Below are 18985 nucleotides of genomic sequence, written 5' to 3'. Positions count from 1 at the left end.
TGGCCGTCACTTGTTTTTTCCACGCGCAAGCTCAGCCTGGCGCGCAATCCAGGGATAGGTGCGGGCCAGGCCCTGCTCAAGCGTAAGGCTTGGCTCCCATCCCAGCTTCTCCCGAATGAGGTCATTATGGGAATTGCGCCCACGTACACCTTGCGGGCCAGGAATATTGCGAATTTCGAGATTCTTGTCGGCAACCCGCATCGTAATCCGGGCAAGTTCATTGATCGAAACCATTTCTTCCGAGCCAATATTCACCGGCCCAGCGAAAGTTTCGCATCGAGTCAGCCGCAGAGTTGCCTCGAGGCACTCATCGACGAAGAGGAACGACCGTGTCTGCAGGCCGTCACCCCAAATTTCGATTGCACCGCCGGGTTCGGCTTCTGCGACCTTGCGGCAGAGCGCCGCCGGCGCCTTCTCGCGTCCTCCGACCCAGGATCCTTCCGGACCGAAGATATTATGATAACGCGCGACGCGGCATTCCATGCCATGGTTGCGGTTATAAGCGAGATAAAGACGCTCGGAAAACAGTTTTTCCCAGCCATATTCGCTGTCCGGATTTGCCGGATAAGCGCTGTCTTCCCGCGTTACCGGAGCATTCGGATCCGTCTGATTATGTTCGGGATACATGCAGGCCGAGGAACTGTAAAAGACCCGCTTTATGTTGCGGCGAAAACAGGCATCCAGGACGTTGAGATTGATGGTAGCCGAATTATGCATGATGTCGGCATCGTTTTCACCTGTAAAAATATATCCCGCGCCACCCATATCGGCAGCAAGCTGGTATACCTCGTCAAATCTGCGATCGATCACCGCACGACAATTGGATTGCTCCCGAAGGTCTGCGATGACGAAATCGTCAGCCTCCGTTGCGGCATATTCCGGGAATTTGAGGTCGACCCCCCTCACCCAAAAGCCTTCGCGTTTCAGACGCTTGACCAGATGTGCGCCAATAAATCCACCTGCTCCGCAGACGAGTGCCGTTTTCATGTATCTCTTCCCAACAAGAAAAATCCGCAATTATGCGCCCGCAGCAGCTATCAGATTATGTTGGAAGTTTTCAATAGGTTTCGGATTATTTCCGATCTTTTCAGAATGTTTCTGCACGAACCGGCCATCAATTGATTGCGTGATCCCGCCCTATGCGGTAGGACGCCCCGAGCAGAAAAACGGCGCCCCACAACATCCAAGGTCGCATAAATGCACAATAGCGCCCTCTTCTATCCGGGCCCGCCGCGACAAATGTACGACAAAAGAGCGATGAACCGTTGAATTTCGACACTCGAAAAATTCTCGTCGTTGACCTAGACGGAACCCTTCTCCGCACAGACATGCTATACGAAAACTTCTGGTCGGCTTTTGGCTCGGATTGGCGGTGTCTTTTCAGCGCGATGTCGGCATTGCCGCGTGGGCGTGCCCACTTGAAACGTCACCTCGCCTGTGCGGCAACAGTCGATGCCCGTTTGCTTCCCTATAACACCAAGGTACTGGCCTATATCAAAAAATGGCGACGCGCCGGCGGGCGCACCGCTCTTGTCACCGCTTCTGACCAACAAATTGCACAAGGAATAGCCGACTACCTAGGTATATTTGATGAGGTTCACGGCTCTGACGGCAAGCGAAATCTGAAAGGCGCCACGAAAGCTGCATTTTTGGAAGAACGTTTCGGTGAAACAGGCTTCTTCTATATGGGGGACACCGCTGCCGATTTCCCGGTCTGGGAACGCGCAGAAAAAGCGATCACGGTGGATGTACCTAGGAAAGTGCGCACAAAAGTTGAGGCCCTCTGCGATACAGTGGAGCATCTCCAAAGCGAGAAAGAGATCATTAGGCCTTACATCAAGGCCCTCAGGCCTCACCAGTGGCTAAAGAACCTCCTCGTAGTTGTCCCAATGCTTGCCGCGCATCAACTCGATGGGCTGACAATTGTTTCCTCGATAGCGGCTTTTGTGTGCTTTAGCCTTATAGCTTCCGGCGTGTATATCTTGAACGACTTGCTTGATCTTTCTGCAGATAGAGCGCATCCGCGAAAGCGGAACCGACCGTTTGCCGCAGGCACCGTTCCCATCGCACACGGAACCTTAATGGCGGGAGCGCTTGTAGGTTTCGGTTCTTTTCTCGCAATTTTTATCGGCTTGAAATTTCTGGTGGTGATGATCGGCTACTATTTGTTGACGACCGCTTATTCACTTCATCTGAAGCGATTGATTGTTGTTGATATCTGCATGCTTGCCGCACTTTATACGATAAGGATTTTTGCCGGTTCTGTAGCGACGTCGATTGGCATCTCAATCTGGCTGCTGGCGTTCTCTGTTTTCTTCTTCTTGTCGCTAGCCGCCATCAAAAGGCAGGCCGAATTAATCGACAGCGCAGCGCGGGGCGATCTGAAACCGAGTGGCAGAGGCTATCACGTCGATGATTTGCCTATAATTTCAATGATAGCGATTGCTGCTGGCTACGTCTCCGTGCTCGTGATGACGCTCTATGTCAATTCTCCCGCCGTAGTGCGGTTGTATGCCTGTCCGGAGGCGCTTTGGGGCGTCTGTGCGATTCTGCTGTATTGGATCACCCGCGCCGTGATGATGGCGCACCGAGGCTTGATGCATGACGATCCAGTGGTCTACGCAGCCAAAGACGGCACCAGTCAAATATGCGCAGCGATAATATTGGCCTTCACGCTGGGAGGTACATTGTTGTGACACTCGGCACTCTGACTATCAGATATGCGATATTTGCCGTTATCGCCACTTTCTCAAACCTTGCAACGCAACGGATTGCTCTTCAGGCTGGAACTACAGAAACCCATTTTATCGCAGCGATCGGAATGGGAACGATCGTAGGTCTTGTTATAAAATATGCGCTCGACAAGCAGTGGATATTTTACGATCAAGATATGGGATTGAAGAACAATAGCCGAAAATTCACGCTTTACACAGTGATGGGGCTTCTTACTACTCTAATATTCTGGGGGACTGAAACGGTTTTTTGGCTAGTCTGGCAAACCGATTTTATGCGCGAAGTCGGAGCTATTATGGGATTAACCTTGGGATACATTATTAAGTACAATCTCGACAAGCGTTTTGTCTTCAATGACAAAAGCAAAGAGATCGCACTATGAAAATATCCGGCTGGGGTCGATACCCGTTGATAGAGACCCGACTTTATTTTCCGCGCGATGTGGAAACGCTGCGCGGCTTGTTAAACTCCAGACACAGCGTAATAGCGCGAGGTAACGGCCGTGCCTATGGCGATAGCGCGATTAATCCATTCAGCACTATTTCAATGAAGTATTTTAATCGCATGCTTTCTTTCGAAACCCAGACTGGTCAACTTGTCGCCGAGGCTGGAGTATTGCTGAGCGACGTGATCAAGACATTTCTACCTAGGGGTTGGTTCCCGATGGTGACGCCAGGAACCAAATTCGTTACCTTGGGCGGCATGATTGCCGCTGACGTCCACGGCAAAAACCACCACAAAGAAGGCAGCTTTCGAACGTGTGTCGATTGGATAGATGTCCTAGACGCGAATGGAGAGATTATCCGATGTTCCCGGGATATGAATATTGATCTTTTCGAACATACTTTGGGCGGCATGGGGCTGACCGGGATCATTTTACGCGCAGCTCTCCGCCTCAGACACGTCGAGACTTCGTGGATAAGGCAAACAACCGTTCCTGCTCAAAACCTGGGGGCGGCAATGGAAGTCTTCGAGAAATACAAGGATACCACTTATTCAGTCGCCTGGATCGATTGCCTCGGACGCGGAAAGAATTTGGGGCGCTCCCTGATTATGTTAGGTGAACATGCGTCGATCTCCGACCTCCCGGCGGAGCACGCGAGCAAACCATTCGCGCAACCACAGAAACGTCAAATCAGATTACCTGTCACTTTGCCGTCTGGCATATTGAATCGAGTAAGTGTAAGTCTATTCAACCAGTTTTACTATAAAAATGGAGCCAGAAAAAACGGCGATCATCTTGTCGATTGCGATTCATATTTTTACCCCCTAGATGCGGTACTTGGATGGAACCGAATCTATGGTCGGAGCGGCTTCGCGCAGTTTCAATGCGTACTGCCTCTTGATTCTTCCGAAAAAGGTATTTGCGCCCTGCTTGACGCAATTTCCGTTGCCGGAGCCGGCTCCTTCCTCGCTGTTCTCAAGAGACTTGGTCCGCAAGACAGCAAGTTTTCCTTTCCCATGGAAGGTTACACCCTTGCCCTTGATTTCCCGATATCCAGGAAAAACCTTCGTTTGCTGCACCGTCTGGATGACATCACCATTGAAAATGGCGGGCGTTTCTACCTGGCAAAAGACAGCCGCATGTCGGCCCACACACTACACACCTCAGATGCACGCGTAGAAAAATTCGTACAGAATAGGGATGAGAATGGCTGGAGAACCCGCTTTATTTCATCTCAGGCAGAAAGGCTCTCCATATGACGAAACCGTCTGTACTCATTATTGGTGCTCGGTCGGATATTGGCAACGCTGTAGCTCGTAAATTTGCCGCAAAGGGATATGCTATCCAACTAGCAGCACGTAATGCCGAAAGTCTCGACACTGAGAAACGCGATATCGAACTCCGTTACGGTGTTGGGGTCACGTTGCATGAGTTTGACGCACTTTCGATAGAAATTCATCAAGAATTCCTAAAAAACCTTCCCCAATTGCCTGAAATTGCGATATCTACCATCGGGCTGATGGGGCGACAAGAAGAAAGCGAAGCCGATCCCATCACTGCAAGCCATATTATGCGCAGTAACTATGAGGGCCCGGCTAGCATCCTGGCCCTTCTCGCCAACCGCTTCGAACAACGTGCTTCGGGCACGCTGGTCGGGATTAGTTCTGTTGCTGGGGAGCGGGGTCGCGCAACTAATTACATCTACGGTTCCGCTAAAGCTGCTTTCACCGCATTTCTTTCAGGCTTGCGCAATCGCCTAGCCAATCGCGGCGTCCATGTGGTTACAGTTTTACCGGGATTTGTTGCGACCAAAATGACAGAGGGGATGGATTTGCCAGCGGTCCTGACAGCCAGTCCAAATGAGGTCGCAGTTGCGATAGAGCGCGCCGTTCTGCGCAAAAGAAACATCGTCTACGTACGTCCTGTTTGGCAGCTGATCATGTTAATCATCCGCAATATCCCCGAGCGTCTTTTTAAAAAGATGAAGATATAAAAATCATATATTCATCCGTTTATTCGCGAAGATAACACACCTGATCGCAATCAGGTCAATATAGGCGCAGCCCTTATATAGCAATTAAGAGATCGTCGCTGGAACGGCGACGGAGAAACAACCAATGGGAATGATTTGGCAGACAACTGAACCGACAGCGCCTAAGAGCGCGCCAGTAGTGGAAAGCATGGCTGCGGCCTTCTCCTTTCTGGCACCGTTTCTAGCTGGTTTCAGCTTTGTAATGAACCATTTCTATGTGTCAGGTGGCTATCTACACGATAGCGGTTGGTTCGCCGCGCTGATGTGGCACCCACAAGATTTTAACCTCACCAATCCATCTGTTATTGACAACAATTCTTTCTACAGCACGCATCTGTCGCCAATACTTTACGCCATCGGTCTGCTTAGCTTTTTCTGGCCTTGGGGACCGATAACATGGTTTGCCAGCTTCCAGGGCGTGATTCTCGGTGGCAGTGGCCTGATGGCGTGGATTGTTCTGGGCAGAATATTGTATTTTGCGGAAAAACCGCTTTGGCGAGCCCTTCTGGCGCTGGCTTTCGCCTTCAACGGTTTAGCCATGTTTATTCTGGCATATCCGCATATCGAGGGGTTGGGCGTACTAATGGCCTGCGCGTGTCTCGCCGCCTTCTTTAGCGGCAAGCGGCAGTTGGCGGCACTGTTTTTGCTGCTAGCGCTCTCCGTGCGCGAAGATATGGGTTTCCATATCGTTGCACCGCTCGGGCTTTTGTGGGTGTGGACCATGTGGAACAGCCGCCGTGTGACAGCAGGAAGCAATATACTGACGTTGCTACTGCCGGCCTTCAGTCTGTCGCTGGCAGCCGTGCTGATCCGTAGCTCGCAATTCCCCGCCGACGGCGCATTTACCCGCATTTACACTGGTACGCCACCTTATGCTCACCTGACGTGGTCACTGATGCAGGAGCGGCTTGCCATCTTGTTTACACAGCGGCTTTATCTAGTGCAGCCTGCGGTAATTGCTTTGCTGGCAACGATCGCCTGGCGTAATCCCATACCTCTTTTCGGTTACGTGGCCTATATTCCATGGTCACTTCTCAACTTCACTGCTTTGAGTGATGCTGCGGGCCAAATGGACGTCTATTACCCTTTTCCCTTTCAAATCGCCATTTTCTGGTTTCTGTGGTGGAGCGGAACAACGCGAATATCACACCTTACGAACCCCACTACGCTTCGGCAGCAGACAAGCATAAAGATATTGGTTCCGCTATTTTTGATAGCCGGTATTGCCATAAGCTTTCCCTGGAGTACCCTTCTCCCGGCTTGGAATGACAATGTAGTGAGAGCCACAGATAGCGCAGCCGATAGCATCGAGCGAAACCGTCCTCTCTTGGGGCGCATCAAGGTCGATCCGGCAATGCTTTCGCTACGGCCACGCGCATTTCTGCAGGAAGACGACCTTGATAATCCAAATAGTGACAACAACCCACCCGAAACTCTAATTTGGCATACTAACAGTATCAGCCTCGCCAAAATACGCCACAAGTTGGTAAACTTTGAAGTCAAAACGCTGTATTGGATTGCCGGAACGCAATTCTATCTCGCCTCACATCTGCCGCGTCAGCAACTGGAAAGTACTGGTCTATCATTGCAGCCTGTGATGGACAGCAACCTGTTACCGCTAATGAAAACGCGATATGGTCCAGTGAAAGACCCCATTCTCGATCTGGCCGGGACTGGAAGAAAACATAAGCTGTATGGCCCCGGAATGGTGCTGTCACCAGGTAAATACCGTATTGAAATGGATGCGCTAATTTTCGATGAGCGCGCCGACGAGGCAGTAGTCGAGGTATACAGTACAACAGCCGGCCTCGTCACGTCCGCGCCCCTGCTGCGCGGGCCACAGGGCAATCCCACCACGACCCGCCTCGAATTCATAATCGGGCAGCAGGATCAGGGCAGCTGGGAATTTCGAATTGCCGGTAACAATTTATACGGCATCCGTGTTACTGGCGTCCGGCTCCGCTCCGCAGGTCAAGGCGGCAAAACCTGATCGTTGAACCACCGTTGTATGCATATTCAATATATAGGTGCACGCCGCCTGCCACCCGTAATATTTTCAGTTTTCAGCATCTTCAAGTCTACTAAGTACAGATAAAAGCAAGTCTGTAGATCTCTCCCAATTGAATTGGTCCCGAATTTCGCCCGCTATTCGGCTTCGAACACTCATGTCCGGTGGGAAGTTAGCCAATTGATACATGGCATTCGCCCAATCTTGCGGCTTATCCGGCTCACAAAAAATCACCATACCAGGCAGCAATTCTGTCATGGCAGGTCTCGCACTACATATGCAGGGAACTTCAAGCGTCAACGCCTCTAAGGGAGGCAAACCAAAACCTTCATATAAACTGGGGAAAAGCAGCCCTTTGGATCGCTTCAATACTCTAGCCAACTGTCCGTCCGTCAGGCGACCGATCGGATGTATTCTATCTCCGCTATCAGAGGCCAACTCCGCGGAAAATCCCTTCGGAGATTTTCCGACAACGACCAGATGATAGTCCCTGACATCCCTGAAGCCCATCGCCTTAATTACGACGTCAATATTTTTGTGGTAATCGTTAGAACCTATACAGACGAAGTATGGAGCATCGGGCGTGAGCAAATCCACACTCTCGTCTTCATGCCAGTCCAAAATATCAACGCCATTATAAACGACGTGTATTTTTTCCTCAGGAATACCAATAATTCGTGAAATATCTTTCGAACTGCTCTCGCTAACTGTCACGATAACATCAGCGCTTCTAATCGTATGGACGTATCTTTGTTTCCATTCGCTAATAGTTGATTTTTGAAATATGCTCTCAAATAGCAAAGGAATAACGTCGTGCACCATAACGACAGATCGAGAAGGTAACTCGGATGGGCACCAATGGACAGACGAGAAAAAATGAACAGGTTTTTCGCAAACTGGCCCAACGTCGAACGTTGAGAGCGCCTCTCGCTTTATTAATTCTTTCAATATCTCACGTGCAACTCTACCAACACCTCGTCTGTCAACGAAAGTCGCAGTACTATACTGAATATTAAGACCCTGAACACATAAGGGAAAATATTCAGGACAATCGAAAGCTTCGGGTAACCTCGAGACCGTTCCTTGCTTTGGAAAGCGCTTCCGTATCGCTCTTCGTATCATGCGCTCGGGATTAAGCGAACGAAGCGTCGCCCTAAAACCACTGTCGCTTTTCCCTTTTCCATCGCCGATTCGGACACCATTCGATTGTGCCGACATAACGTCATTTGCAACACGGTTAACTACCTCCTGGGCATACTTTGAAGCCAACAGGTGGTTGAGTTCTTTAGCAGTTTTTAGCTCATCCTCGTGGTTCAGAAGATCAAGGGCCATTATTTGCCTTTCGAAAGAGTGACCATAGTTTTAGTGCCCCCAGTATTGTCTTTTTAGCTGATCGACAGCGTAAAAGCGCTATCCCATTTAAAGCCTGAGAATAAAATGAAACAACCCAATTCAAAAATCAGATTTCTGCTATTCCTCAACGGCTATAGGCATCATCTTCACCAATGACCGCCAGCACAGCCTCGGCCTCATATATGGCGCAGACGATGTGATAAAACGTGCTTGCCGGCGCCGGCTCGTCGAGCATCGGCCTGTCGGCCGGCCATTTGTCGAACCACAGGCCCTTGACCGGTGTGTCGAGGAAAGGCTGCAGCGCGCCGATGGCGCTGAGACCGGAGGCGAGGTAACGCTGACGCTCCTCGCCGCCCGTGACGCTTGCAAGCCGCACCGAAGCCTTCAGCCATTCCGTCTGCGGCCATAACCGCGCCAGCCCGTCATGCACCGAAAAATCGTCATAGAGGCTCATCACCGCCACCTTGCGGCGCGGGCAGATGCCGTAGGCCTCGCCGATCTCGAACAGCCGTTTTGCCTTGCCGATCGCCTCATCGTTTCCACGCAGGCTGCCCCAGCGCACCAGAAGCCAGGCCCATTCGAACTGGTGGCCGGGTTCCATGATCCGGCCTTTGTCGCTGTCATGCGGTGTCCAGTCATGGGTAAAGAATTCGCGCAAGCCGCCATTGCCGCCATCGATGAAGCGGTTAAGCGCAAGATCGGCGATCTCGTCGGCCAGCGCCGACCACGGGCCGTCCGGGTCCTGCACCTCCCAGGCCAGCATCGCCTCGAAGAGATGCATGTGCGGATTGGAGCAGAGCGGCGTGCGCGGCGGGTTCGCTTCCTCGAAGCCGGCGACCGGATGTTTGTAGTCGCGCTCGAGGATGGCAAGGATATCGAGCGCCCGGCCGCGCATCTCGTCCCGGCGCTCGGGAAGGCTTGCGGCCGCCTGTGCGGCGGCGAACAGCGCAAAGGCCTGATTGTAGAGATCGAAGGAGGGATCGATCAGCCGGCCGGTCTGGTCGGCAAGGTTGCCGTAAAGGCCGTTTTCAAGGCGATAGACCTTCTCGAACCAGGAAAGCCCGTGCAGGAGCGCGTCTTTCCACGGTCCCTGCCAGCCGTGCTGGCCGGCGGCGGCGAAACAATAGGCCTGGCGCGGCTGCACACGGGCGCGGCGGTCATCGGAAAAAACCGGTTTGGCATCCTGGCCGAGACGTTCGTAAAAGCCGCCATCCGGCCGCGCCGAGCCCGCCTCCCACCACAGGGGCAGGGCGTCCTCATCCAGCCATTTGCGTAATCTTCCGATCTCTTCGGCAAGCGTCTGCGCGATGCTCGGAAATGGCAATGTCATGCGTCAACTCTCTGTTCTACGTCGTGGTAGGGACGAATACGCTAAGGGAACCCAGAAGCAAACGCTTGAATTTATGTTTTGTGACGCTGTCAACCATAAACACTATTCATTTGCTCTCCCATAAACCCCGCACAATGCCCTTCGCCGCACGTCCTTAAAGTCGGCGATGTGGTCAAACCCGGCATCGATGGCCTTGGCAGTGACCGCCAAATCGTGACAACATTTTGGCGTTCGAGAACAACGGAGATCATGGACGCAATGGCGGCAATCGAAAAACTGGCGGAAAGCTTCACTACAGCGAGCCGCGAGGGGGCGAAGATTTCTCTGGCGGCGGTGCAGGCGGAGGGTCTCATTCCTGCTACGCTTGGAGAGGCTATGGCGGTCCAGCGGGTTTTTGCTGAAAGCCGGGCAGAACCGGTTGCCGGCTGGAAACTGGCGATTCGCGCGGATGGCGAGGCCATTGGGGCGCCCATGTTCGATTGTGTGCGGATCGATGAAGCCAATGCTGCTTCTTTTCCGCATGACGGCACCGAAGGCATCGAGGTCGAGATCTGCTTTACGCTTTCGGCGGATATTCCTGCGGCGGCGGCGGGGCCGCTGACAAGAGCCGACCTGATAGGGTTTATCGACAAGGTCCACCTTGGCGCTGAACTTCTCCGCTACAGGCTGGTGGAGAAAAATCAGGTCCCGTTTCCGCTTTTTCTCGCGGATCGCCTCGCCAACCACGGTTTCGTCATCGGCCCGGAAGTCGATAAGGACATCGTGGATGTCTTTGCCGGAAATGGCGAGAACCTGCCGCAGCTCACCGTTAATGAGGGGTCGGTATCGCTGTTCGATGCTACGGTAAAACATCCGAATGATGATCCGCTTGCGCCGCTTGTCGCCTTTGCCAACTCGGGATTCAACAAGGGCAATATGCTCAAGGCTGGTAACGTCGTGACGACAGGCAGTCTCTGCGGTGCGATACCAAGCACAATTGCCAGCGAGACGCAGATCACACTGAAATCGGTTGGCGCCTTCACGCTGTCTGGTCCGAAACCATAAGCGGCCGGTCCAGACGCCTCATTTTCCGGACCCACGCCATCTTCATCCGGGTCGCACATTCTAATGCCCCGCTAGATTATCTCACTCGCCCATATTCGCCGAGAAAATCGAGCAAGGCCCGGATGCGGGCGGGAAGCGGCCCGCGCTGGCCGACATAAACGGCATGAAACATCTCCGTCTCACCCGTATCGAGGTGATCGAGCACGGAGACAAGCCGGCCGGCGGCGATATCCTCCCGCACGGTGAAGGCGGCAAGGCGGACCAGCCCGACACCGGCAAGGGCAAGACGGCGAAGGCCCTCGCCATCGCTAACCTGCACGCGCCCCGTCGCCGGGATAACGACGGTCTTTCCAGCGTCCCGCAACGGCCACCCGTCGACTGACCGTGCATAACCGAATCCGAGCCGATTGTGATCTTCCAGATCGGCAATGGTTTGCGGCACGCCGCAACCCTCCAGATAAGCCGGGGCGGCGGCGATGATCATCCGTGTCTCACCGAGTTTCCGGGCAACGAGAGTTGAGCTTTTGAGCGGCCCGGCGCGCACCGCGACATCCATGCGTTCCGCAAGGAGGTCAACCACCATATCCGTCTGGACGATATCGAGCGTGATGCCCGGATGAAGCGCCAGAAACCGTGGCAGGATGGGCGCAAGAATATGCGTTGCATAAGAAGCGCTGGTGTTGATCCGCACTCGGCCGACAGGCTGTTCGCCCTCACCGGCGGCGCGTTCGGCCTCTTCGAGATCGGCAAGGATGCGGGTGGCCCTTTCATAGAAGGCGCAGCCCTCGGGCGTTATCTGAAGCTGCCGGGTGGAACGGTTGAGCAGGCGCGCGCCCAGGCGGCTTTCCAGCCGTGCGATCAGCTTGCTCACCGCCGAAGGCGTCATGTTCGCCGCCGCGGCCGCGCGGGAAAAACCGCCGAGTTCGACGACCCGCACGAAGATTTCCATCTCCCCTGCCCGGTTGATCTCCAGTCGCGCCATGATGACTTCATCTCACAAGTGATAGTATTTTCGGCATTCTATTTCATTGAAGAGCGAGCGTCTATCTTCAGGCGGCGATTGAAACGCATCGCAATCTTCATCTGCCAGATCATGACGGGATGGACAGAGCGCGGCGCTGCCAGAGCTCCGCCCGCGACCATTTCGAAGCAACAAAGGAACGCCCCATGGAATATCGTCATCTTGGCCAATCCGGCCTGAAAGTGCCGGTCTTGAGTTTCGGCACCGGAACCTTCGGCGGCTCCGGCCCGCTCTTCAGCAACTGGGGCAGTTCAGACGCCACGGAAGCCCGGCGCCTGATCGATATTTGTCTGGAAGCCGGCGTCAACCTGTTCGATACCGCCGATGTCTATTCCAATGGCGCATCGGAGGACGTGCTCGGCGAAGCCGTCAAGGGAAGGCGCGACAGCGTTCTGATCTCAACCAAGACCAGCCTGCCGATGGGCGACGGGCCGAACGAGGCGGGCTCGTCGCGCTTCCGGCTGCTGCGCGCGGTGGATGACGCCCTGCGCCGCCTAAAGACCGACTATATCGACATCCTTCAGCTTCATGCCTTCGATGCCTTCACGCCAGTTGATGAAGTGCTGTCGACGCTCGATACGCTCGTCCGCTCCGGCAAGGTGCAATATACCGGCGTCTCGAATTTTTCAGGCTGGCAGATCATGAAATCGCTTGCAGTCGCGGATCGATATGGCTGGCCGCGTTATGTGGTCAATCAGGTCTATTATTCCCTGATCGGCCGGGATTACGAGTGGGATCTGATGCCGCTCGGCGCGGATCAGGGTCTTGGCGCAATGGTCTGGAGCCCGCTTGGCTGGGGGCGGTTGACGGGAAAAATCCGTCGCGGCACGCCGCTGCCCGAAGGTAGCCGCCTGCATGAGACCACCAGCTTCGGCCCGCCGGTTAATGATGAACAGCTCTACCGCGTCATCGATGCGCTCGACGCTGTCGCGGAAGAAACCGGCAGGACGGTGCCGCAGGTCGCCCTCAACTGGCTGCTCAGACGCCCGACTGTCTCCACAGTCATCATCGGCGCGCGCAATGAGGAACAGCTTCGCCAGAACCTCGATGCCGTGGGATGGGAACTGACGTCCGCACAGGTAGCGAAGCTGGACGAGGCCAGCGAGACGACTGCTCCCTATCCGCATTTCCCGTATCAGCGCCAGGAGGGCTTTGCCCGGCTTAATCCACCGGCCGTAACACGTCAGACCATGCCGTTCTAAGGCAGGGTCAGGCCGCCTGAACGACGGGCGGCCTGACAAATGCGGAGCTTCAGGCGGTTTTGTTGGCGGAGCCTGCGTCCACCCGGCCCGAAAACCAGTTCGCCAGGATTGCACCGGAAATATTGTGCCAGACGCTGAAAATGGCGCTCGGAACCGCGGCAAGAGGCGAGAAATAAGCCGTGGCAAGTGCCGCACCAAGGCCCGAATTCTGCATGCCGACCTCAATCGCAATGGCCTTGCGTTTGGCAAGCGACAGGCCCGTTGCCTTTGCCGCGAGGTAACCGAGGAGATAGCCAAGCCCGTTATGCAGGACGACGACGGCAAAAATCATCAGCCCGGACTGGGCGATGGACGCCTTGGATCCTCCCACCACCGCCGAAACGATGAGGACGATGCCGATGACGCTTACCAGCGGCAATGCCGGAACGGCGGTCTTGACGAGACCGGGCAGCAGCTTCTGCAGGGCGGCGCCGAGAGCGAGCGGAACCAGAACGACCTTGACGATGCTGAGGAACATCGCCCAGCCGTCAACCGGCAGGAACTGGCTCGCAAACAGCCAGACGAGGAACGGCGTCACCAGCGGCGCGGCAAGCGTGGTTACCGAGGTGCAGGCGACGGACAAGGCGACATCGCCCTTGGAGAGATAGGTCATGACATTGGAAGATGTGCCGCCCGGGCAGCAGCCGACCAGAATGACGCCCGCCGCGACTTCCGGCGGCATGGGAATGATGCGGGTGAGCAGCACCGCCAGAAGCGGCATGATGAGAAACTGGCCGAGCACGCCGATCGTCACATCGAACGGCCTTTTGACGACCTCCCTGAAGTCATCGACCGAAAGTGTGAGCCCCATCCCGAACATGATGATCGACAGAAGCGTGACGATCCACGGCGCAATCTGCTTGAACGTATCCGGAAAAAAGAAGCCGAGCACGGCGAACAGGATGACCCAGGCGGCAAAGGTCTTGCCTACAAAAGCCGAAACGGCTGCCAGTGTTTTCATGTCTATACTCCAAAATGAACACCTGACCCGTCTAGACCGCGATGTCACTGTGTCAAGGCCACAACGAACGACGAGCGGCCGCTCGATGAACCATTTGGAAAAAGATTGAACGCCGATCGCGCGGCGAGCGAGCTTTCGGCGATGTCAGATCGCAATCCATGTGAGCCGCTTTCCGGCGGATCGCGAGACAAATCCGGCATCCGATTGCGGTTCCTTCGCTCTTAAAAAAACCTCTTGACCTGAACCATGGTTGAGGTCCTAGAAGTACTGTCACCTTGTTTTCGCAAGGCTCTTTCCATGCTCTTGAGCGAACAGTTGACAAAGGATACCCCATGGCTTTCCAGCTTCCCGACCTCCCCTATGCCCATGATGCGCTCGCCCCCTCGGGCATGTCCGAGGAGACGCTGAAGTTCCATCACGATCTTCACCACAAGGCCTATGTCGATAATCTCAACAAGGCGATCGTCGGCACCGAATGGGAAAACAGGAGCCTCGAAGAGATCGTCCGGGGCACCTATGAGAAGGGTGCGGTGGCGCAATCCGGCATCTTCAACAATGCCTCCCAGCACTGGAACCACAATCTCTTCTGGGAAATCATGGGGCCGGAAAATCACGCGATCCCCAAGTCGCTGGAAGATGCGCTGACGCAGTCCTTCGGCTCGGTCGCGCTGTTCAAGCAGAATTTCGCCCTCTCCGGCGCCTCCCAGTTCGGTTCGGGCTGGGCGTGGCTGGTGGTGGATACCGACGGTTCGCTGAAGATCACGCGCACCGAAAACGGGGTCAATCCGCTCTGCTTCGGGCAGAAGGCGCTTCTTGGCTGCGATGTGTGGGAACACAGCTATTACATCGATTTCCGCAACAAGCGCCCCGCTTACCTCGAAAACTTCCTCGACAATCTGGTGAACTGGCAGGCGGTCGCCGCCCGCCTTTGATTTGAGCCCCACCGATCCGGCCGGTCCCGCTTCCCTGGGCGGCCGGCCGGATCAGGCGCAGCCGGACAGCCGCCGTCCGGCTGCAACTCCCTTCGAGCGTCTCATGCCCTATGTCGTCACCGAAAACTGCATCGCCTGCAAATATATGGACTGCGTGGAAGTCTGTCCGGTCGAATGTTTTTATGAAGGCGAGAACATGCTCGTCATTCACCCCGATCAATGTATCGACTGCGGGATTTGCGAGGGCGAATGTCCCGCCGCCGCGATCCGGCCGGATACCGAAGCGGGACTGCATGTCTGGCTCGAGCTCAATCGCCACTATTCCGGCATCTGGCCAAGAGTACACCAGAAAAAGTCACCGCCTGACGATGCCGACATCATGAATGGCGCTGTGGCGAAGATGTCCATTTTTTCGAAAAATCCGGGAGCGGGCGGTTAGCCCGGCACATCATGTCTCATAATCTCAGGCTGATCGATGGCGGTGTGGTCAATCACGCGCATGTTCCGCTGAAAGCTTGCGCCTCTCCGATGATCTCCCCGCGTGAATTCAAGGATTCAATGGCCGGCCTAACCTTCACCGTGGCGGTGGCCGCGGCCTGCCACGCCGGAGAGCGGGTTGGGCGCACAATCACCTCCTTCATGCCGCTCAGCGCAGAACCACCGCTTCTGATGATCTCCATCGACGCCAGCAGCCGCATGGTCGATCTCATCGCAGCGAGCCGACGCTTCTCCGTTGCGGCACTGGCCAGAGGACAGGAGGAGATTGCCGATGTCTTTGCGGGCAAGGGAAATCACCCGGACCGGTTCAGCATCGGAAACTGGGATGCCTGGCCGTCAGGAAGCCCCAGACTTGCCGATGCGCTTCTGTCCATGGACTGCGAACTTGTCGGTTCCATCGATGCCGCAGACCATATTCTGTTCGTGGGCGCCATAACCGAAGCAATGTCGGATCGGCTGCGCAAAGCCCTGCTCTGGAGCGAACGCGCCTATACCGGCACGGATCAACGTCACTCCCTCTAGATGGTCGGAAAAGGCTCCCGCCGCCGTCGTGACCGGCACGGCTGGAGAAAATCCGCGCAGTCAGTGCCTGTCGCTGTTCGCACGGGCAAAGCTGCCCGGAGCGACACCCGTTCTCCTGCGGAAAGCGGTGCTGAATGCGCTGGCGGATTCATAACCGATCTCATCCGCAATATCGTCGAGCGACTTCACCCCGCGCATCAGCGCGTCCCTGGCGAGCGCCATCCGCCAGCGGGCCAGATATTCAATCGGCGCGCAGCCGAGCATTTCATTAAAACGCGCCGCGAAGGCCGAGCGCGACATGCCGGCGATGCCGGCCAGTTCGGCCACGGTCCAGTTCGCGCGGATATTGGCGTGCATGGCGGACAATGCGCGGGCAAGCCCCGGCAAACGCATTCCCTTCACCAGTCCCGCCGGAATTGCCTCGTTGCCCGCATTCGGCCGACGCAGCACTTCGACCAGCAAAACCTCCAGCATACGCCGGATGATCAGTTCCTTGCCCGCATCCTCACGCACGCATTCTTCCGCCAGCAATTCGATCAGACGCGCCAGCCGGGATGCTCCGCCCTCACCCGCCGGCACATGGATCAGCTCGGGCATCAACGAAAGCAGCAGCGCCGCATTGACCCGCTCGAACGTGAAACTTCCTCCGAGCGCAACGAAATCGGGTTCCCCTTGCTGTTCCCCATGCCGCACCGCCTGGTCTTGCGGCTCGACCGGAATGCAGTCGACGTCGGTATCGCTGCAAAGCGAAAAGGCGGGCGTGGAGGGCAAAAGCAGAAAATCGCCACGCGCCAGCCGCAGCGGTTCCCGGCCATCGATCATGACCCACGCCGCACCGGCCAGCACCACGGCAAAACCCGGGGCGTCATAGGCGCGATAACGCACGCCCCATCGGCCTCGTCCGGAAATCGGCTTCGAAACGGCGGCGCTCGGCCGCAAAAGATCGATGATATCGCTAAGAGGATCCATTGTCTGGACGATCAATAATAAATTACGGAGTTAAGAGCATATATCATCCAGAACAGGTCGTCTATCTCCGGTCATATCGAACAATGGAGATTATGATGACCAGAACGATCCTCATCACCGGCACCTCATCGGGCTATGGCAAGGCAACCGCCGAATTCTTCCTTTCGCGCGGCTGGAATGTCGTTGCGACCATGCGGCATCCGGATCCCAACCGCTTCGTTGGCGACACTGAGCGGTTGCGCGTCCTGCCGCTGGATGTGACGGACGAACAAAGCATCGCGGCGCTGATCGATGCGGCAGGTCCGGTCGACGTGCTGGTCAACAATGCCGGCATCGGCATGGTCGGCGCTTTTGAAGCGACACCCATGTCGGCAATCCGCACGATCTTCGACACCAACAGCTTCGGTGTGATGGCAATGACGCAGGCGATAATCCCGCAGATGCGAAAGCGCCGATCCGGCACGATCATCAACGTCACTTCCAGCGCCACGCTCGCCTCCTTCCCGCTCGCCGCCGCCTACACCGCCAGCAAGCAGGCAATTCAAGGTTTCTCCGGTTCGCTCGCGCATGAACTCGGTCATTTCAACATCCGGGTGAAGCTGGTGGAACCGGGCTATGCCCCGACCACCCGCTTCACGACAAACGCCATCCTGCCGCTGGAGCAGCTCCTGCCGGAAGACTACATGGACTTCGCGGGACCAATCCTTGAAGGCTTCGCCAAACCGGCCATGACGACCAGCGAAGACGATGTTGCCGAAGCGATCTGGAGCGCCGTCCACGACGTATCCGGCCAGCTTCGTTTTCCCGCAGGTCCTGATGCAATTGCTCTGTCTCGGGCGAACTGACGACCGATAGCGGCCTGACCGGACATTGCTCGGTTGCGGCGTTTCAGCCGGCTGATATGCAGATGGCAGATGCTTCAACACATCTGCCATCGACTTTACCATGACGATGGCGACGGCGCTTCGAGACGCTTGCTCATCTTGCCCATGCTCTACCCGTCGCGCCGGGGCCCGTCTTCAGCCAGCCGGTGAAAGCTTCGACCTCATCCGTCTGGATCGCTCCGACGCCGGCCTCGGCGAGAGCGCCCCACACGGCTTCAGGGTCCGCCAGCGCGCGCGTGTCGTTGAAATCCAGGCAATGGGCGACGTCGAGCGTGTTGATCCAGAGACGGATGTTCTGGCGCTCCATTTCGGCACGACCTTCAGCCAGATCGGCTATATCGGTGAATTTCACCTCGATCATCGGCGCACGTAACGCCTCGATACGGCGCAAATCCTCCGCAAACTTGCCCTTCCGCACCGGGAACATCGGCATATGCGGGATCTTGCCGAACCAGTGCGCATCCAGCACCTCGAAACGGGCGGCTTCCGGGTCGATATCGGTCTTCACCAGCACCTGATCCTGAATACCGAGCCGCAACACGGTTTCCATGACCAGCGGCAGATCGCGGGCGAATTTGGTGTCGATATTGACGGCGATCCTGCCGCGCGCCTCCTCCAGCAATTCTTCCAGCGTCGGCACACATTCATCGGTCACGTCAGCCGCATCGCCACCCGCGCCGGCCTTCAATCTCGCGGCGCGGACCACCTCGAAGGGCAGCGCATTCACGATGCCCTTCCCCGTCGTCGTGCGGTCGAGTGTCCCGTCGTGAATGACGACCAGCCGGCCATCGGCCGTCGCCTGCGTGTCGATCTCGATCATCTCTACCCCCGCCGCAACCGCGGCACGGACGGAAGCCAGCGAATTTTCGGCGGTGGCGGTCCAGAAACCGCGATGGGCAACGGTCAGGATGGCCGGATTGTCGCGCGAGCAGAGCGCAAGGACATTGCAGGGGCTGGAGGTATTTCGGGAGGCGGCAAGGGTTTGATGCATGATTTTCGCTTTCAGACGTTG

General features: G+C 55.9%; 18 protein-coding genes. 11 read left to right on the top strand and 7 right to left on the bottom strand.

Annotated elements, in window-relative coordinates; translation table 11 throughout:
* Positions 1–6: 6 nt before the first annotated feature.
* Positions 7–987: an NAD-dependent epimerase/dehydratase family protein gene (locus I3J13_RS14855; protein WP_196379274.1), complete on the bottom strand. Its 981-nt coding sequence runs from the start codon at positions 985–987 to the stop codon at positions 7–9.
* 278 nt (positions 988–1265) lie between these two features.
* Between I3J13_RS14855 and I3J13_RS14850 the strand changes: the two genes are divergently transcribed.
* From I3J13_RS14850 to I3J13_RS14830, 5 genes are all read left to right on the top strand, one after another.
* On the top strand, positions 1266–2696 hold the full coding sequence (locus tag I3J13_RS14850) for a UbiA family prenyltransferase (protein WP_196379273.1): 1431 nt from the start codon (positions 1266–1268) through the stop codon (positions 2694–2696).
* Positions 2693–3115 (top strand): GtrA family protein, encoded by a 423-nt coding sequence (locus tag I3J13_RS14845; protein WP_196379271.1) that lies wholly within the window; start codon positions 2693–2695, stop codon positions 3113–3115. The genes I3J13_RS14850 and I3J13_RS14845 overlap by 4 nt, the downstream gene beginning before the upstream one ends.
* Positions 3112–4437 carry an FAD-binding oxidoreductase gene (locus I3J13_RS14840; RefSeq protein WP_196379270.1) on the top strand — a complete coding sequence of 442 codons (1326 nt, stop codon included), beginning with the start codon at positions 3112–3114 and terminating at the stop codon, positions 4435–4437. Before I3J13_RS14845 ends, I3J13_RS14840 begins: the two co-directional genes overlap by 4 nt.
* On the top strand, positions 4434–5171 hold the full coding sequence (locus tag I3J13_RS14835) for an SDR family oxidoreductase (protein ID WP_196379269.1): 738 nt from the start codon (positions 4434–4436) through the stop codon (positions 5169–5171). Before I3J13_RS14840 ends, I3J13_RS14835 begins: the two co-directional genes overlap by 4 nt.
* Positions 5172–5295: 124 nt before the next feature.
* Positions 5296–7200 (top strand): hypothetical protein, encoded by a 1905-nt coding sequence (locus I3J13_RS14830; RefSeq protein WP_196379268.1) that lies wholly within the window; start codon positions 5296–5298, stop codon positions 7198–7200.
* 66 nt (positions 7201–7266) lie between these two features.
* Here the strand turns inward: I3J13_RS14830 and I3J13_RS14825 are convergent, their stop codons facing one another.
* Positions 7267–8550 (bottom strand): glycosyltransferase family 4 protein, encoded by a 1284-nt coding sequence (locus I3J13_RS14825; protein WP_196379267.1) that lies wholly within the window; start codon positions 8548–8550, stop codon positions 7267–7269.
* Between the two features lie 145 nt (positions 8551–8695).
* The gene (locus I3J13_RS14820; RefSeq protein ID WP_196379266.1) at positions 8696–9901 is read right to left on the bottom strand and encodes an AGE family epimerase/isomerase; all 1206 of its coding nucleotides are present in this window, start codon (positions 9899–9901) and stop codon (positions 8696–8698) included.
* Between the two features lie 258 nt (positions 9902–10159).
* Here I3J13_RS14820 and I3J13_RS14815 point away from each other — a divergent pair, with 258 nt between their 5' ends.
* Positions 10160–10945: a 2-keto-4-pentenoate hydratase gene (locus I3J13_RS14815; RefSeq protein WP_196379265.1), complete on the top strand. Its 786-nt coding sequence runs from the start codon at positions 10160–10162 to the stop codon at positions 10943–10945.
* A 76-nt stretch (positions 10946–11021) separates the two neighbouring features.
* Here the strand turns inward: I3J13_RS14815 and I3J13_RS14810 are convergent, their stop codons facing one another.
* Entirely contained in the window at positions 11022–11927 is a 906-nt protein-coding gene (locus tag I3J13_RS14810; RefSeq protein ID WP_196379264.1) for a LysR family transcriptional regulator, read from the bottom strand.
* 185 nt (positions 11928–12112) lie between these two features.
* Between I3J13_RS14810 and I3J13_RS14805 the strand changes: the two genes are divergently transcribed.
* Positions 12113–13168 carry an aldo/keto reductase gene (locus I3J13_RS14805; protein ID WP_196379263.1) on the top strand — a complete coding sequence of 352 codons (1056 nt, stop codon included), beginning with the start codon at positions 12113–12115 and terminating at the stop codon, positions 13166–13168.
* Positions 13169–13217: 49 nt separating this feature from the next.
* Here I3J13_RS14805 and I3J13_RS14800 read toward each other — a convergent pair whose 3' ends face one another.
* Complete coding sequence (locus I3J13_RS14800; protein ID WP_020808814.1) at positions 13218–14168, bottom strand: bile acid:sodium symporter family protein; 951 nt, start codon at positions 14166–14168, stop codon at positions 13218–13220.
* A gap of 332 nt (positions 14169–14500) precedes the next feature.
* Here I3J13_RS14800 and I3J13_RS14795 point away from each other — a divergent pair, with 332 nt between their 5' ends.
* The 3 genes from I3J13_RS14795 to I3J13_RS14785 all read left to right on the top strand — a co-directional run bounded on the left by I3J13_RS14795 (position 14501) and on the right by I3J13_RS14785 (position 16120).
* Complete coding sequence (locus I3J13_RS14795) at positions 14501–15100, top strand: superoxide dismutase (protein WP_196379262.1); 600 nt, start codon at positions 14501–14503, stop codon at positions 15098–15100.
* A gap of 103 nt (positions 15101–15203) precedes the next feature.
* Complete coding sequence (gene fdxA / locus I3J13_RS14790; RefSeq protein ID WP_196379365.1) at positions 15204–15539, top strand: ferredoxin FdxA; 336 nt, start codon at positions 15204–15206, stop codon at positions 15537–15539.
* An 11-nt stretch (positions 15540–15550) separates the two neighbouring features.
* A complete protein-coding gene (locus tag I3J13_RS14785) occupies positions 15551–16120 on the top strand; it encodes a flavin reductase family protein (RefSeq protein ID WP_196379261.1) in 570 nt (189 codons plus the stop codon).
* Between the two features lie 60 nt (positions 16121–16180).
* On the opposite strand, the gene I3J13_RS14780 is transcribed toward I3J13_RS14785, so the two are convergent.
* The gene (locus I3J13_RS14780) at positions 16181–17089 is read right to left on the bottom strand and encodes an AraC family transcriptional regulator (protein ID WP_196379260.1); all 909 of its coding nucleotides are present in this window, start codon (positions 17087–17089) and stop codon (positions 16181–16183) included.
* Between the two features lie 95 nt (positions 17090–17184).
* On the opposite strand from I3J13_RS14780, the gene I3J13_RS14775 reads away from it, so the two are divergent.
* The gene (locus tag I3J13_RS14775; RefSeq protein WP_196379259.1) at positions 17185–17934 is read left to right on the top strand and encodes an SDR family oxidoreductase; all 750 of its coding nucleotides are present in this window, start codon (positions 17185–17187) and stop codon (positions 17932–17934) included.
* A 133-nt stretch (positions 17935–18067) separates the two neighbouring features.
* Here I3J13_RS14775 and I3J13_RS14770 read toward each other — a convergent pair whose 3' ends face one another.
* Positions 18068–18964 (bottom strand): glycerophosphodiester phosphodiesterase family protein, encoded by an 897-nt coding sequence (locus I3J13_RS14770; protein WP_196379258.1) that lies wholly within the window; start codon positions 18962–18964, stop codon positions 18068–18070.
* Between the last annotated feature and the right edge of the window lie 21 nt (positions 18965–18985).

The organism is Agrobacterium leguminum, assembly GCF_015704895.1.
In the GTDB taxonomy this organism is placed as follows: domain Bacteria; phylum Pseudomonadota; class Alphaproteobacteria; order Rhizobiales; family Rhizobiaceae; genus Agrobacterium; species Agrobacterium leguminum.
This window is presented reverse-complemented; position numbering and strand designations above follow the sequence as displayed.